The 14,404-nt window shown below is 73.0% G+C and carries 14 protein-coding genes; 7 read left to right on the forward strand and 7 right to left on the reverse strand.

Translation table 11 applies throughout. The features are described from left to right. Nucleotide 1 precedes the first annotated feature (1 nt). From ACLJN9_RS01360 to ACLJN9_RS01375, 4 genes are read left to right on the forward strand one after another with little or no spacing between them, the layout of a single operon-like run. Nucleotides 2-793, forward strand: a complete 792-nt coding sequence (locus ACLJN9_RS01360) for a DUF3050 domain-containing protein (RefSeq protein WP_410809106.1) — start codon at nucleotides 2-4, stop codon at nucleotides 791-793. Further along, nucleotides 790-1,761 carry a thiamine pyrophosphate-dependent dehydrogenase E1 component subunit alpha gene (locus ACLJN9_RS01365; protein ID WP_410809107.1) on the forward strand — a complete coding sequence of 324 codons (972 nt, stop codon included), beginning with the start codon at nucleotides 790-792 and terminating at the stop codon, nucleotides 1,759-1,761. Before ACLJN9_RS01360 ends, ACLJN9_RS01365 begins: the two co-directional genes overlap by 4 nt. Beyond that, a complete protein-coding gene (locus ACLJN9_RS01370; protein WP_410809108.1) occupies nucleotides 1,762-2,730 on the forward strand; it encodes an alpha-ketoacid dehydrogenase subunit beta in 969 nt (322 codons plus the stop codon). Then, on the forward strand, nucleotides 2,727-4,085 hold the full coding sequence (locus ACLJN9_RS01375; RefSeq protein WP_410809109.1) for a hypothetical protein: 1,359 nt from the start codon (nucleotides 2,727-2,729) through the stop codon (nucleotides 4,083-4,085). The genes ACLJN9_RS01370 and ACLJN9_RS01375 overlap by 4 nt, the downstream gene beginning before the upstream one ends. Before the next feature lie 76 nt (nucleotides 4,086-4,161). On the opposite strand, the gene ACLJN9_RS01380 is transcribed toward ACLJN9_RS01375, so the two are convergent. Both ACLJN9_RS01380 and ACLJN9_RS01385 read right to left on the reverse strand, forming a co-directional pair. After that, nucleotides 4,162-4,851: an SGNH/GDSL hydrolase family protein gene (locus ACLJN9_RS01380; protein ID WP_410809110.1), complete on the reverse strand. Its 690-nt coding sequence runs from the start codon at nucleotides 4,849-4,851 to the stop codon at nucleotides 4,162-4,164. 43 nt (nucleotides 4,852-4,894) lie between these two features. Further along, nucleotides 4,895-5,833, reverse strand: a complete 939-nt coding sequence (locus ACLJN9_RS01385) for a sialidase family protein (protein WP_410809111.1) — start codon at nucleotides 5,831-5,833, stop codon at nucleotides 4,895-4,897. A 311-nt stretch (nucleotides 5,834-6,144) separates the two neighbouring features. Between ACLJN9_RS01385 and ACLJN9_RS01390 the strand changes: the two genes are divergently transcribed. Further along, nucleotides 6,145-6,720 carry a hypothetical protein gene (locus ACLJN9_RS01390; RefSeq protein ID WP_410809112.1) on the forward strand — a complete coding sequence of 192 codons (576 nt, stop codon included), beginning with the start codon at nucleotides 6,145-6,147 and terminating at the stop codon, nucleotides 6,718-6,720. A 15-nt stretch (nucleotides 6,721-6,735) separates the two neighbouring features. Here ACLJN9_RS01390 and ACLJN9_RS01395 read toward each other — a convergent pair whose 3' ends face one another. The 5 genes from ACLJN9_RS01395 to ACLJN9_RS01415 form a co-directional block, all read right to left on the reverse strand. Then, the gene (locus ACLJN9_RS01395) at nucleotides 6,736-7,365 is read right to left on the reverse strand and encodes an HAD family hydrolase (RefSeq protein ID WP_410809113.1); all 630 of its coding nucleotides are present in this window, start codon (nucleotides 7,363-7,365) and stop codon (nucleotides 6,736-6,738) included. Between the two features lie 9 nt (nucleotides 7,366-7,374). Then, the gene (locus ACLJN9_RS01400; RefSeq protein ID WP_410809114.1) at nucleotides 7,375-7,779 is read right to left on the reverse strand and encodes an MmcQ/YjbR family DNA-binding protein; all 405 of its coding nucleotides are present in this window, start codon (nucleotides 7,777-7,779) and stop codon (nucleotides 7,375-7,377) included. A gap of 19 nt (nucleotides 7,780-7,798) precedes the next feature. Further along, complete coding sequence (locus tag ACLJN9_RS01405; RefSeq protein WP_410809115.1) at nucleotides 7,799-8,719, reverse strand: aminoglycoside phosphotransferase family protein; 921 nt, start codon at nucleotides 8,717-8,719, stop codon at nucleotides 7,799-7,801. 95 nt (nucleotides 8,720-8,814) lie between these two features. Then, nucleotides 8,815-10,041 carry an MFS transporter gene (locus tag ACLJN9_RS01410; RefSeq protein ID WP_410809116.1) on the reverse strand — a complete coding sequence of 409 codons (1,227 nt, stop codon included), beginning with the start codon at nucleotides 10,039-10,041 and terminating at the stop codon, nucleotides 8,815-8,817. Further along, nucleotides 10,038-11,594, reverse strand: coding sequence for a class I adenylate-forming enzyme family protein (locus ACLJN9_RS01415; protein WP_410809117.1), 1,557 nt, complete (start codon nucleotides 11,592-11,594; stop codon nucleotides 10,038-10,040). Before ACLJN9_RS01415 ends, ACLJN9_RS01410 begins: the two co-directional genes overlap by 4 nt. A 246-nt stretch (nucleotides 11,595-11,840) precedes the next feature. Between ACLJN9_RS01415 and ACLJN9_RS01420 the strand changes: the two genes are divergently transcribed. After that, entirely contained in the window at nucleotides 11,841-13,118 is a 1,278-nt protein-coding gene (locus ACLJN9_RS01420) for an SGNH/GDSL hydrolase family protein (protein WP_410809516.1), read from the forward strand. Nucleotides 13,119-13,182: 64 nt separating this feature from the next. Continuing rightward, nucleotides 13,183-14,397: a cytochrome P450 gene (locus ACLJN9_RS01425; RefSeq protein ID WP_410809517.1), complete on the forward strand. Its 1,215-nt coding sequence runs from the start codon at nucleotides 13,183-13,185 to the stop codon at nucleotides 14,395-14,397. Nucleotides 14,398-14,404: the final 7 nt, after the last annotated feature.

Below are 14,404 nucleotides of genomic sequence, written 5' to 3' on the forward strand. Positions count from 1 at the left end.
CATGTCACGGTACGACTGGGGTAGGACCCACCCGGGGATCGAGCGGCTGGAGCAGGCGGTGACCGAGCGGCGAGACGCCGTGGTCAAGCACCCGCTCTACGCCAACCTGGACACCCACGAGTCACTGGTCACCTTCATGGAGCACCACGTCTTCGCGGTCTGGGACTTCATGTCCCTGCTCAAGTCCTTGCAGCGGCAGCTGACCTGCGTCACCGTCCCCTGGATCCCGACCGGTCCGACCGGCAGCCGCCGCCTCATCAACGACATCGTCATGGTGGAGGAGAGCGACGAGCTGGGCGAGGGCTACATCAGCCACTTCGAGCTGTACGTGCAGGGCATGCACGAGGCCGGTGCCGACACCACCGCCGTGGACGGCCTGATCGACCTGCTGCGCGCCGGCCGAGGTGTGCCCGAGGCGTTGACCGAGGCCGGTGCGCCGGCCGCCTCGGCGGCCTTCGCCGCCACCACCTGGCGCATCATCGACACGACCCCGGTGCACTGCCAGGCGGCGGCCTTCGCGTTCGGCCGCGAGGACCTGATCCCGGACATGTTCACCCAGGTGGTCGCGGTCAACGAGCGCAGCAACCGACTGAACACGTTCGTCGACTACCTGGAGCGACACATCGAGGTCGACGGCGAGCAGCACACCCCGATGGCCATGCAGATGCTCGCCGACCTCTGCGGCGACGACGACACCAAATGGCAGGAGTGCGCCGACACGGTCAACACCGCGCTGACCGCCCGGGCCCGGCTCTGGGACGAGATCCTGGCCGCCGTCAAGGGGCCCGCGTGACCGACGCCGACCCGGTCCAGCTCTACCGCACCGTCCGGCTGATCCGCCGGTTCGAACAGCGGGCGGTGGAGCTGGTCCACGGTGGGCAGATCGTCGGCGGCATCCACCCGTACCTCGGTCAGGAGGGAATCGCCGCCGGCGTCTGCGCCGCGTTGGGTGCCGACGACGTGATCGCCGGCACCCACCGCGGGCACGGACACGTGCTGGCCCGCGGCGCCGACCCGGCCCGGATGCTCGCCGAGCTGTGCGGCCGGGTCACCGGCCTCAACGCCGGGCGGGGCGGCTCGATGCACGCCGCCGACCTCAGCCTCGGCATCCTCGGCGCCAACGCGATCGTCGGGGCCTCCGGGGCGATCATCACCGGCGCCGTCTGGGCGCGACGACGCCGGGGCCACGACACCGTCGGCGTGAGCTTCTTCGGCGACGGCGCCGTCAACGAGGGGATGCTGCTGGAGGCGTTCAACCTGGCCGCGCTCTGGCGGGTGCCGGTGCTGTTCGTCTGCGAGAACAACGGCTACGCCACCACCATGCCGGTCGCCGGCGCGGTGGCCGGCACCATCGCCGGCCGCGCCGCCGCATTCGGCATCCCGGCCGTCCAGGTCGACGGCCAGGACCCCGAGACGGTGTACGCGGCCGCGGCCGCCGCCGTCGACCGGATGCGCGCCGGCGGCGGCCCCGAGCTGGTCGAGGCCCGGACCTACCGCTTCGACGCCCACCACACCTTCGAACACGCGGTACGCCTCGACTACCGCCCGCCCGACGAGGTGACCCGCGCCCGGGCCCGCGACCCGGTACGCATCCAGGGCGAACGGATTCCCGACGCCGAACGGGTCGCCGTGGACGCCGAGGTCGAGGCGACCCTCGACGCGGCGGTGCGGTTCGCCCTGACCAGCCCGGAACCCGACCCGGCCGACGCCCTCGCGTACCTGTACGCCAGCGGCATGACCGCCCGCACCGGAGGAGGCTGAGTGCCCCGACTGTCGTACCGCCGAGCGTTGACCCGGGCCCTCGCCGACGAGCTTGCCCGCGACGAGACGGTGTTCCTGCTCGGCGAGGACATCCAGGTCGGCGCGTCGCTGGTGACCACCGGGTTGGCCAAGCGCTTCGGCACCGACCGGATCCGCGACACCCCGCTGTCGGAGCAGGCGTTCACCAGCTTCGCCACCGGCGCCGCGCTGGCCGGGCTGCGACCGGTCATCGAGTTCCAGATCCCGTCGCTGCTGTTCCTGGTCTTCGAGCAGATCGTCAACCACGCGCACAAGTTCCCGTTGATGACCGGAGGGCAGTGCGCGGTCCCGGTCACCTACCTGGTGCCCGGGTCCGGCTCGCGTACCGGCTGGGCGGGGCAGCACTCCGACCACCCGTACAGCCTCTTCGCCCACGTCGGGGTGGTCACCGTCGTGCCGGCCACCCCGGCCGACGCGTACGGCCTGCTGGTCACCGCGATCCGACACGACGACCCGGTGGTGGTGTTCGCCCCGGCCGCGGCGATGGACAGCCGTGCGGACGTGGACGACCTCGTACCGGTGCCGCTGGGCCGGGGCCGGATCCACCGCTTCGGCGACGACGTCACCGTGGTCGCGGTCGGGCACCTGGTGCACGACGCCCTCGCCGTGGCCGAGGAACTCGCCGATCAGGTCTCGGTGGAGGTGTTCGACCCGCGCACCCTGTACCCGTTCGACATCGACGGTCTCACCGAGTCGGTGGCCCGCACCGGGCGGCTCGTGGTGGTCGACGACGCCAACCGCTCCTGCGGGGTCGCCGCCGAGATCATCGCCTCGGTGGTCGAACGGGTCCGGCTGCTCGCCCCGCCGCGCCGGGTCACCCGCCCGGACGGGGCGGTACTGCCGTTCGCCCCGGCACTGGACCGCGCCGTGCAGCCCGGTCGCGACCAGCTCACCACCGCCATCCACCTGACCATGAAGGACGGATCATGATCGACCCGAACTATTCGTGGCCGTCGGCCGACCGGGCCTGGACCGACCTGCCGGAGCCGACCCGCCGGGCCATGGTGTCCAGCGGCGCGGCCGCCTGGGAGCGGGTCTTCCACGGCCGGGCGACCTACAACAAGCAGTGGCGGCTGGCCCGACCGCCGGTGCTCACCGCCGACGCCTGGCGCGAGCTCAACGAGGTCTGCGACCGGTTGGCCCAACTGATCCTCGACGCCTGCCGACGTCGGGCGGGCACCGCCGGCGAGTTGCGCCGGCTGCTCGGCGTACCGGCGGGGGAGACCCGGCTGCTGGACGACTCGGAGCCACTGACCGAAGCGTTGCTGGCCGCATACCGGCCGGACGTGCTCTTCGTCGACGGCGTGCCGAAGTTCGTCGAGTACAACATCGACAGCAGCCTCGGCGGCGGGTTCGACGCCGACACCGTCATCCAGCGGTTCACCCAGCTCTACCGGGAGCAGGGCATCGTCGGTGAGCTGCCGCTGCGGGCCGCGCCGTCCCTGCTGGACCAGCGGTTCGTGGCGATCCGCGAGGAGCTGCGGCTGCCCGACGGCGCCCGGGTGGCGCTGCTGATGGACTTCGACTCCGACTACCCGGGCCTGGACGACCCGGAGACGTTCATCCGGATCCTCGACCCCCTCGTGGTGCGGGCCAGGGACTTCGGCATCGACCTGGTCATCGCCGGAGTGTCCACCGCCACCCTGGACGCCGATCGGCGGCTGGTCGTCGACGGCGCGCCGGTCGACGCGCTGTTCCGCCTCTTCGTGCCCAACCGGGTCACCCCGACCGGCGGCCTGGACGCGGTCGCCGGGGCCCTCGCCGCCGGCACACTGCCGATGTTCGTCTCGGCGGCCGCCTGGCTGCTCGGCAACAAGACCACCTTCGCCTGGCTGTGGGAGGACGTGGACGGGCTACCCGCCGACGACCAGGCATTGATCCGCCGGCACGTGCCGTACACGGTGCCGCTGACCGCCGCGGTGCTCGACCGGGCTCTCGCCGAGCAGGGCGGGCTGGTGGCGAAGCCTGCCGACGGCTCGGCCGGGATCGGCGTGCTGCTCGGCCCGGAACTCGGCCCGGTGGACTGGGCCGAGGGCCTCCGCGCCGCCGTGGACCGGGGCGGCGTGATCCTGCAGGAGTACCTGCCGGCGGACCGGGTGCCGATGGACTTCGTGCAGATCGAGACGGGCGACACGGTCAGCGCCGAGGTCCCGTACACCCTGGCCCCGTACCTGTTCGGCCGCCACGGCTCCGGCGGCCTGGCGAGGGTCGGCTACCCCGGCTGCGACGGAATCCTCAACCTCGCCCACGGCGTCCTCCTAACAGGAATCCTCCTCCACGACTAACCCCACTCCCCACCCACCCCGTTGATCATGAAGTTATTGCCATGACACGCCGGGATCGATGGCTATAACTTCATGATCAACGGGGGTGGGGGTGGGGGTGGGTGGGGGAGAGGCGGCGGAGGGTTTCGGCTGTGGCTACGGCGTCGCTGCGGGCGCTGCCGTGTCGGCCGTCGGTGCTGTAGATGCTCGGGTCGGCGGTGAGTGGGTGGTCGGTCAGGTGCACGTGCAGGGTGTTCAGGCGCTCGGCCAGCCTCGCGGTGTGTGCCGACAGGCGGCGCATCCGCTCGGCGAGGCCGGCGCGCAGCGGCTCGGGCACCGCCGGGCTGTGCGACACGTCGAACATGCCCACCGTGATGACGTCGGCGCCGACGTCCCGCAGCGCGCTGATCATCGCGGTCAGCTCGGCGTCCACCGCGTCCGCGTCGTACGCCGGGTGGAAGGCGTCGTTGCCGCCGCAGACGACCAGCGCGAGGTCCGGGTCGAAGGCCAGCGCCGGGGCGAGCTGCTCGGCGCGGACCTGGTGCGCCCGCAGCCCACGCCGGCCCAGATTCCGGTACGCCAGCCCGGGGCGGACGGCGGCCAGCTCGGCGGCGATCCGGTCGGCCCACTGCACGTCCGGGTAGCCCGGCGTCGGCTCGCACATTCCCTCCACGACGCTGTCTCCGAGCGCCACGAACCGACGCCAGGGATGCCCACGCAGCAGCTCGGCGGCCTCGCCGGGACGAAGGCAGTACGGGTCCGTCGATTCGGTGAGCGTCGATGGCATGTCGGCACGCTAACCGAATCCACGGCCTGCGGCCATGGCCCGCTCAGCCGGTCAGCCGGACCTCGGCCAGGTAGACGCAGGTCCGCTCCTCATGGGAGGAGTAGTAGCTGACCCAGAGCAGGTCGTCGTGCCAGACCAGACCGGGATAGCTGGTATCGCCGCCGGAGGGCAACGCCACCAACTCGGTCAGCTCGCCCCGATCCGGGTCGACGGCGCAGACCGCGGTGCGGACCTCACCGCCGAGCAGCCGCGCCCCGGCCAGCAGGCGCCCGTCGGGCAGCAGAAGCAGCGTGGGCCCGCCCACCTGGACACCGAGGTCGGTCCAGGTCCAGTTCCGGTACGGCGGCCGGGCGCGACCGAGCTGCGCGGAGGCGCCGTCCCCGTCACGGCGCAGGAGGCACACCGCGGTGCCGTCGGGGTCGAAGACCAGCCCCGACTCGTTGGGGTAGCCGCCCTCGAACAGCGTCGGCACCCACGACTGCAGGTCGACGCCGTCGGCGCTGCGGTAGAGCCGGGCGAACCGCGGGTCACGGGTGGCGTAGCCGACGCCGTACATCGCGCCGTCGTGCCAGGCCGCCCGCCACACCCAGACGCCCGGCTCGCCGACCGGGATCGGATCGCCCCAGCCGTGCCCGTCGGCGGAGAGCCAGGTCACCGTCTGGAACGCCTTGGTCGTCTCGCCGGTGGCGGCCGCCGCCAGCAGTTGCAGCCGCCCGTCCGGCCGCGGAACGAAATGCGGGTCACGCAGGTCGACGCCGTCCTGACGCAGCGCCGCCGCCGAGGTCCACGACCGCCCGTCGGTCGAGGTCAGCACCCGGATCACGCCGTCGTCGGAGAGGTGGGTCCGCGCCTCACGGAAGGCGCAGAACCAGGTCCCGGCGTACCGGACGAGGTCGGTGAACGCGCTGTGCGGCGCGCTGTCGCCGATTCGGTGGACGGCGACGACCTCGGCGCTGCTGCGGCGGGTGGATGACGATGTCATACGCGGCGGCCTCCTGGGGCTGGGGAGCGGGACATCGCGGGCGCCGGCCGGTGCCCGGTTCGGCTCGGCGCGACCGGCCCGTGCTCCCGACCCGCTGCCGGCCGTCGTCCGGCCGCCCGGAGACGGGCGCGGTGACGACGGCCGACGCTAGCCGCCTCTGCCGACGCCCGCGCGGCCACGAGACGAACGCCCGACGAACTCCCCGGCGGCGTGACCGGCACTGTCGGATCGGTGTCGCCCGCGCCTCGGCATCGGCGCGCTGCTGTGGGGTGACGGCCCCGGTCGGTCACGATGGCGGGGAGGTGACAGGCGTGCTCAGTTCGTTTCTCCAGTCTCTGGCGACCAAGCTGGTCGAGGAGATCCTCAAGCGGCTCGTCGAGTGGCTCGCGCCCAGGGCGCTGCGGTCGGTGCCGCACCACGCCTCGCCGAACTGCCCGCGCTGCGGCGGGTATGGCGTGGCCCGCTGGGCGCCCGGTGGGGTGCGGCTGCTCTTCGTGCTGTCCCTGCTGGTCTTTACGTGGGGCTTCGCGGGCCTCCTGCTCGGCGTGCCGGTGCTGGTGTTGGCAGTGATCGGTGGGGTGTTGTCCGACGGCATCGGCGCGATGCTGCCCGCCCTCCTCGCGCTGCTGGGACTGCCGTTCTGTGCCGCCGTGATGACGGCCGGCGCGTTGGGCCTCGCCTACTACCACAGCTATCCGCCGAAACGGTGCAACCGTTGCCATGGCACCTGGCAGCGCCGTGAGCGCGACGAGTACCTACGGGCGACCCGGACGGTGTTCACCTGCCGTTGCGGTCAACGGCTACGGGTGCCCCGGGCCGCCGGAAGGCGGCTGCGCTGCCCGCGCTGCCGTACCGAACACGCCGCCCCGACCCCCGCCGGCCGCTGAGGCGACCCCGGTCGGTCAGACGAGAAGCGCGCGGAGGTCGCGAGGGTGCGCCACGGTCAGGTCGGCGGGTGCGTCCGGGTCGTACTGGTGGCCCCAGCTGGCGGCCACCGCCAGCGCACCGGCGTCCCGGGCGGCCCGCAGGTCGAGGGGCGAGTCGCCCACGTAGGCACTGCGCTGCGGTGCGACGTCGAGGCGCCGGCAGGCCAGGACGACCCCGTCGGGGGCCGGCTTCGGTCGGGTCACCTCGTCGCCGCCGACGATGACCCGGAAGTGGTCGGCCAGACCCACCCGCTCGAGCAGGATGTGGGCGGCCCGGTGACTGGCGCCGGTGAACAGCCCGACCGGTGCCCGGCCGGCCAGGTCCGCCAGCAGCTCGGGCACGCCGTCGTAGCTGGCGACCTGCGCGGCGACGGCGGCCAGCTCCAGGTGGTACCGCTCGACGTCCGTCTCGGTGGCGGGCCGGCGGAGCAGCGCGCTGAGCAGGGCCGACGGCGCGCCGAGCGGGTAACCGGCGATGATCTCGTCGTCGGTGTACTGCCGCCCGCCGCCGGCGAGGATGGCGGCCCGGTACGCGGCCGGCACCGCCGCGTGCGAGGCGATCACCGTGCCGTCCATGTCGAAGACGATCGCGTCCACCTGCTTCACCCGCCGAGCCTAGCCGTCGGTTGGCTCCTGCCGGGCTCGGTGGGCGGCGGCGAGGCGTTTCGGGGCGCGGGCGTACCACCCCTCGGTGATCACCTCGGTCAGCTCCGGCACACCGATCCGGTCGAGCCGGACCAGCACGGCCGGATAGCCGTCGAGGTGCGGGATGGTGAGATAGACCGACGGGTCGTCGGCGAGCAGGGCCTCCTTGACGCCCAGGTCCAGCACCCGTACGCCGAGGATCGGCCCGTCGGGCGCGGCGACGCCGAGGGCGTCGAGGTCGGGCCGACGCAACGGCCGTTCCCAGACGAACGGCTTGTCGCGCACCCGCCAGGCGGGCAGCCCGTCGTACGAGCCCCGCTCGGTGGTCTCGGGCAGCGCGAGCGCGATCCGGCGGACGTCGTCCCAGCTGGCCATGCCCACACCGTACGGGGGTTCAGCGGGCCACGGTGCGCTCGGCGAGCAGTGCGTCGAGCACGTGCCGGGCCTCGGCCGCCCTGGCCGGGTCCACATCGTCCAGGGTGATCAGCGCCTTCCACAGCGCCCACCCGCGCCCGCGTGCCCAGGTGGCCGCGTCGAGGCCCAGCGCGTCGCGGAAGGTGACTCGGCTGGGGCCGTCCAGCAGCGTCCAGGCGATGACGGTGTCGCAGGCGGGGTCGCCGACACCGCAGCAGCCGAAGTCGATGACGGCGGCGAGCCTGCCGTCGCGGACCAGCAGGTTGCCGGCCGCGACATCGCCGTGGAACCAGACCGGCGGCCCGACCCAGGTGGCGTCGAGGGCGGTCTGCCAGATGGCGTGGACCGCGTCGACGGGCAGCCGGTCGCGGTGCGCCTCGATCGCGGCCCGGGTCTCGGCGTCGTACGTGGACAGCGGGCCCCCGCGCCAGGCGCTGTGCGGGCCGGCAGCCGGTCCGTCCGCGTCGACGCCGCGCAGGGCTCGCAGGAAACCGGCGAGATCGGTGGCGAACCGGCTCAGGTCGGCGATCCGCTCGGCGCGGGCGGTCTGCCCGTCGATCCACCCGTAGACCGACCACGGGTACGGGTAGCCGGCCCCCGCCCGACCGTGCGCCAGTGGGGTGGGTATCGCCAGCGGCAGGTGGGAGCCGAGCACCGGCAGCCACCGCTGTTCCTTGGCGACCTGGAGGGCGTACCCCTCGCCGCTGGGCAGCCGCACGGTCATCGCGTCGCCCAGGTGGAAGGTGCGGTTGTCCCAGCCCCCGACGTCGACCGGGCGTACGGGCAGCTCTGCCCACCTCGGGAACTGCTCGGCGATCAGGCGGCGGACCAGCGCCACCTCGATCCGGTCGGCGACGGTGTCGTCGGTGTCCGGTACGTCGAGCGGAGGCAGCGCGTTCATCCCTGGGAGCCTGCGGGTGCCGCCCGCCGCACGCAACCGATATGCCCCGCCGTCGGCACCCAGCCCCCGGCCCGGCGGCCCGGGCCGCCGAGAGGTCAGGGCGTGCGGACCGCGGGTGACGGCTGCGTCCGCGCGCTCGGGCCGGACATCCGGGCGACCAGCGGGTACGCGCTGACCAGCAGGCACGCCGCCGCCATGACCAGCAGCGCCGGGGTGAGCCCGAACGCGTCCACCGACCAGCCGCCGAGCAGCGCGCCGACCGGCAACCCGAGAAAGGCCAACGACCCGGCGATGCCGATCACCCGGGTCTGCAACTCCGGCGGCACCCGCTCGTAGAGCGCCACCCCGAGCAGCGGGTTGACAGCCGCGATGCCGATCCCGGACAGGAAGGTCACCACGAGCACCACCGGAAGCTCGTCGCTGACCGCCAGCGCGACCAGGCGGGGTGTGCCGGCGACCAGCGCGCCGACCAGGAAGGTCAGTCGGCGGGGCAGCCGGGGACCGAGCGCGGTGAACAGCACGTTGCCCAGCAGTGCGCCCGCCGAGAACGCCGCCAGCACCAAGCCGAGCCCGGTGGGGCCGTGCAGCTCCCGGGCGACCCAGACCGGGATGTAGACCGCCACACTGGCGTTTGCCACCATGTTGAGCGCGGAGACCACCGCCAGCATGCCCAGCAGCGGCCGGTCCCGGCTCAGGTGGCTGAACCCGGCACGCAGCGCGCGCAGGTAGCTCTCCGGCTGGGCCGGCCGCGCCGGGGCGTCCGGCGGGCGGACCAGGACGCCGATCAGGAGTGCGCAGATGCCGAAGCTGGCCGCGTCGAGGAGGATCGCCCCGGTCACCCCGAACCCGGCGATCAGCAGGCCGCCCACCGCGGCGCCGAACAGGGTCACCACCCGGCTCAACCCGTCGTACGCCGAGGTCAGCCGGATCAGCGGCACCCCGGCGGCCTCGGCGGCCGGTCGGAACATCACGTGTTTGACCCGGTCCCCGATGCCGCGCAACCCGCCGGCCACCGCCACCAGCGCCACCAGCGGGGCGAAGCCCAGCCACGGGGTCAGCGCGACGATCAACATGACCCCCGCGCTGCCCACGTCGCAGAGGATCGAGGCGCGGCGCAGGCCGATCCGGTCGGCCCACGGTGTGCCCAACGCGCTGGACAGCAGGTACGGCAGCGTCTCCGCGAAGGCGACCAGACCCATCCTCGTCGGGCTGCCCGTGGTGACCAGCACCAGCCACGGAATGGTCACCATCGAGATGCGGGTGCCCACATTGGAGATCAGGTCCGCGCTGACCAGGACGATCAGCTGCCGGCGCGGCGTCACGCCCCGACCGCCGCCGCCCGGCCCGCCGCGTACCGGTCCCGCAGCGCCCGCTTGTCCACCTTGACCGACCGGTTGACCGGCAGCCGGTCGGTGAACTCCACCCCGGCCGGCGCCCACATCTCGTTGAGTTCGGCGGTGACCAGGTCGATCAGCTCCGGCCCGGTCACCGTCGCGTCCGCGGTCGGCACCACGTACGCGTAGGGCACCTCGCCGACCGTCTCGTCCGGCACGCCGATCACCGCGGCGGCCCGCACCTGTGGGTGCCCGGCCAGCACGTCCTCGATGGGTCGGCAGAAGATCGCCCAGTTCCGCCGGTGCGTGACGATCATGTCGTGCGCCCGGTCGACGAGGTAGAGGTAGCCCTCGCCGTCCAGGTGGCCGATGTCGCGGGTGCGCACCCAGCCGTCGACGAGCGTCTGCGCGGTCAGCTCCGGCTGGCCGTGGTAGCCGGCGAAGCTCAGCCGGGTGTGCACCCACACCTCACCGTCGCGCCCCGGTGCCAGCACCGTGCCGTCGCCGTCGCGGATCTCGATCCGCACGTCGCCGTAGGGCCGGCCGCAGGAGCTCAGCCGTTCCGGGTGCGCCGGATCGTCGGTCAACCCGGGCAACGCGGTGATCACCACGGCCTCGCTGAGGCCGTACACGATGCGCAGCACCGGGCCGAAGCGCGCGATGGCCTGGCGCAGCCGGGCGGGCGCGGCAGGCCCGGCACCCACGTTGAACATGAACATGGCGGAGAAGTCCGCGCCGGGCAGGGCCGGGTGGTCCAGCACCTCGTAGAGCATCGGCGGGGTGACGAAGGTGGAGTTGATCCGTTCCCGCTGGACGGTCTCCACGAACGCCGTCGGGTCCCAGTCGTCGCGCAGCACCAGCACACCGCCGGTGAACAGGTTGAACAGGGTGGTGATCTGGCCGCTGGCCAGCCACATGGGCGAGTGCGACAGGTGCCGCAGCAGCGGGAACCCGGCGGCCCGGAAGTCGGCGGCCAGGGCGAGGATCTGTGCGTAGAAGCCCTCCCGGTGGTGCACCAGTTTGGGGCTGCCGGTGGTGCCGCTGGTCTGCAGGAACGACTCCGGCGCCGACACGACCGCCGCCAGGTCGACCGGGCCGCCGTCGACGGTGAGGTCCGGGCCGGCGCCGCCCGGGCCCAGGCAGCACACCGGCGTGCCGGGCAGCGCGGCGGCCAGGTGTGGGCCCAGGCTGGCCGGGTCCCGGGCGTCGTAGACCAGCGCGTCGGGGCGGGCCAGCCGGATGAACTCGTCGACCTCGCGGCGGGCGGTGACCGGAGCGACCCACATCGTCCGGCAGCCGATCAGGTGCAGGGCGAGCTGCAGCAGCGGACCCTCCACCGCGTTCGCGACGGTCACCAGCACCGCCGAGCCGGGCCGTACGCCGTGCCGGGTCAGCGTCGCGGCCATCGCCCGGAGAAGCGCGGCGGCCTCGGTGTAGGTGAGCCGGCGTCCACCACCGACCAACGCCTCCCGGTCGCCGAAGTCGGCGAAGAGGTCCAGAGCCCTGTGCACGTAGGTCGTGTGCCCGGGTCCTTCAGTCATCCGGCAGCCCTCCATCCGACCGCACCGCCGCCGCCTGCGAGCCTAGGCCTGCAACGGCTGGTGGGGACCCGGCCGAAGGGCGGTCCGACAGGCCCGGAGGACATTTGATCGCGTCGATCAGGTTGATTGACGCCTGTCATCGGCGGCGGATAGGTTTCTGGACCATCGTCCAGGCGGGAGCCGTCAGCGGATGGCCCTGGGCTGCCACACGATGGAGGTTCCATGACCCCGAAGAGATGGCATGTCATCGCCGCCGCGGCCGCGCTGCTGGTCGCCGGAGCACCCGCCGTCGTCGCCAGTGCCGGCGGGTCCGGGACCGCCGCCGGTCGGCCCGACCGGTCCGACTGGGCGGGCAGTTGGGCCGCCGCGGTCACCCGGGGCAACTCGGTCGGACTGACCAACACCGGCCTGAACAACCAGAGCGTCCGGATGGTCCTGCACGTCTCGGTGGGCGGCCCGGCGCTGCGGGTACGGCTCAGCAACCTCTACGGCGAGCAGGCGGTCCGGGTCGGTCGGGCCACCGTCGCCCGGCCGAACACCGCGACCGCCGAGGACGTCTCGGACATCGACCCGGCGTCGCTGCGCCCGCTGTCCTTCACGGGTGACGCCTCGGCGACCATCAACCGGGGTGCCGAGCTGCTCAGTGACCCGCTGACCTTCCCCGTCGCGGACGACAGCGACCTGGTGGTGACTCTGCACTTCCCGACCCCGACCGGGCCGACCACGTTCCACGGCCAGTCGCAGCAGACCAACTTCATCGGCGCCGGCGACCTGACCGGTGCCGCCGACGGCACCGGGTTCACGATCCGCCCCAACTGCTGCTGGTTCTTCCTCTCCGGCGTCGACGTGCAGCGCCGGGCCACCCCGGGTGCGCTGGTCGTGCTCAGCGACTCCCTGGGCGACGGCAACGGCAGCACCGTCAACGCCAACCGGCGCTGGCCCGACCTGCTCGCCGACCGGCTGCTCGCGGCCCGGCCGGACAGGCGCACCCCGGGCGTGCTCAACCTGAGCCTGGCCGGAAACCGGCTCAACCACGAGGGCACCGAGCCGGGCGACGGCAACTACCCCGGCTACTTCCAGCTCGGGCCGAACGCCGCCGCGCGGCTCAACGAGGACGTCTTCCCCCAGACCGGGGTCCGCACCGTGGTCACCCACCTGGGCATCAACGACATCTGGATGTCCAACGACTCACCGGACGCGATCATCGCCACCCTGCGCCAGATCAACCAGCAGCTCCAGCAGCGCGGGCTGACCAGCCTCGTGGCCACGCTGGCCCCGTACGAGGGGCACGGCGCACCGGGCGTGTGGACGCCGGAGAAGGACGCCACCCGGCAGGCGGTGAACACCTACCTGCGCGGCAGCCGGGAGTTCGACGGGCTGCTCGACTTCGACCGGGTGCTGCGCGACCCGGCGCAGCCCAGCCGGTTGCTGCCCGCGTACGACTCGGGGGACCACATCCACCCGAACGATGCGGGCAACCAGGCGATGGCCGACTCCGTACCCCTGCGCCTGCTGGGGTTGTGACAACGGCCGGGGGCGGCGGGTGATCCTCGCCGCCCCCGGCCTCCGACATCCTGCCAAGGAGACGATCGTGGACGTGGGGGAGTTGCTCACCGGCCTCTACAGCGAGCAGGGCCGACAGGATCCGTACCCGTGGTACGCCGGCCTGCACCGGCTCGGGCCGGTCAGCGGGGTGCCGCCGCGCGCCGAGCACCGCACGGTGGCCGCGGTGGCGGTCGGCTACGACCTCGTCGACGGGCTGCTGCGCGATCCGCGGTGGACCAAGCAGCCGCCGCCGGGCTGGCAGGAGCAGGAGATCCTGCGCACCTTCCAGACGTCGATGATGTTCATCAATCCGCCCGATCACACCCGGATGCGCCACGTCTTCTCCGGCGCCTTCACACCGCGCCGGCTGGGCGCGCTGGAGCCGGTGATCCTGCGGGTGGTCGACGGACTGCTGGACCGGATGGCCGACGCCGGGGGTGGCGTCGTCGACTTCGTGGCCGACTTCGCGTACCCGATCCCGGCTCTGGTGATGGCCGAGTTCATCGGCATCCCGGCGGCCGACCTGGCCTGGTACCGCGAGCGGGTGGAGCGGATCGACGAGTTCCTGGACGTGGCCGGCAAGACCCCGCAGCGGCTGGCGGCGGCGAACACGGCGGCGCAGGAGCTGCGGGTCTTCTACCGGGAGCTGCTGGCGCACCGTCGCCGGACACCCGCCGACGACCTGCTCAGCGGCCTGGTCGAGGCGCTCGACGCAGGTGGGGTGGAGCTGACCGAGGAGGAGTTGGTCAGCAACCTGATCGTGCTGTTCAACGCCAGCTTCGTCACCACCGTCTACATGTTCAGCAACGGCCTTCCGCTGCTGCTGGCCCACCCGGAGGTGGTTGCCGCGCTGCCCGCCGACGAGACGTTGGCACAGGGCTGCGTCGACGAGGTGCTGAGGCTGGAGAGCCCGGTGCACTTCCTGGCCCGGGCGGCACCCGAGGACACCGTGCTGGGCGGCGTGCCGGTGGCCCGGGACGACAACGTGCTGATTATCATCGGTGCGGCCAACCGGGACCCGGCGCGGTTTCCGGACCCGGACGCCTTCGACCCGACCCGTCCCGGCCCGCCGTCGTTGGCCTTCGGGGTGGGCCTGCACTTCTGTCTGGGCGCGGCGGTGTCCCGGTTGGAGGGACGCCTCGCGCTGCCCCGGCTGTTCGCCCGGTTCCCCCGGCTGGCCGTCACCGAGACACCCGCCTACAGCGGCAGCCTCTTTCTGCGCGGCATCGACAAGTTGCTGGTCAGCACCGGCGGATAGGAGACCG

It is taken from the genome of Micromonospora sp. 067-2 (assembly GCF_046549295.1).
Lineage (GTDB): Bacteria > Actinomycetota > Actinomycetes > Mycobacteriales > Micromonosporaceae > Micromonospora.

Coding starts and splice junctions, on each gene's coding strand:
- ACLJN9_RS01360 (WP_410809106.1), top strand. CDS start 2: ATGTCACGGTACGACTGGGGTAGGACCCACCCGGGGATCGAGCGGCTG.
- ACLJN9_RS01375 (WP_410809109.1), top strand. CDS start 2,727: ATGATCGACCCGAACTATTCGTGGCCGTCGGCCGACCGGGCCTGGACC.
- ACLJN9_RS01380 (WP_410809110.1), bottom strand. CDS start 4,851: ATGCCATCGACGCTCACCGAATCGACGGACCCGTACTGCCTTCGTCCC.
- ACLJN9_RS01385 (WP_410809111.1), bottom strand. CDS start 5,833: ATGACATCGTCATCCACCCGCCGCAGCAGCGCCGAGGTCGTCGCCGTC.
- ACLJN9_RS01400 (WP_410809114.1), bottom strand. CDS start 7,779: ATGGCCAGCTGGGACGACGTCCGCCGGATCGCGCTCGCGCTGCCCGAG.
- ACLJN9_RS01405 (WP_410809115.1), bottom strand. CDS start 8,719: ATGAACGCGCTGCCTCCGCTCGACGTACCGGACACCGACGACACCGTC.
- ACLJN9_RS01415 (WP_410809117.1), bottom strand. CDS start 11,594: ATGACTGAAGGACCCGGGCACACGACCTACGTGCACAGGGCTCTGGAC.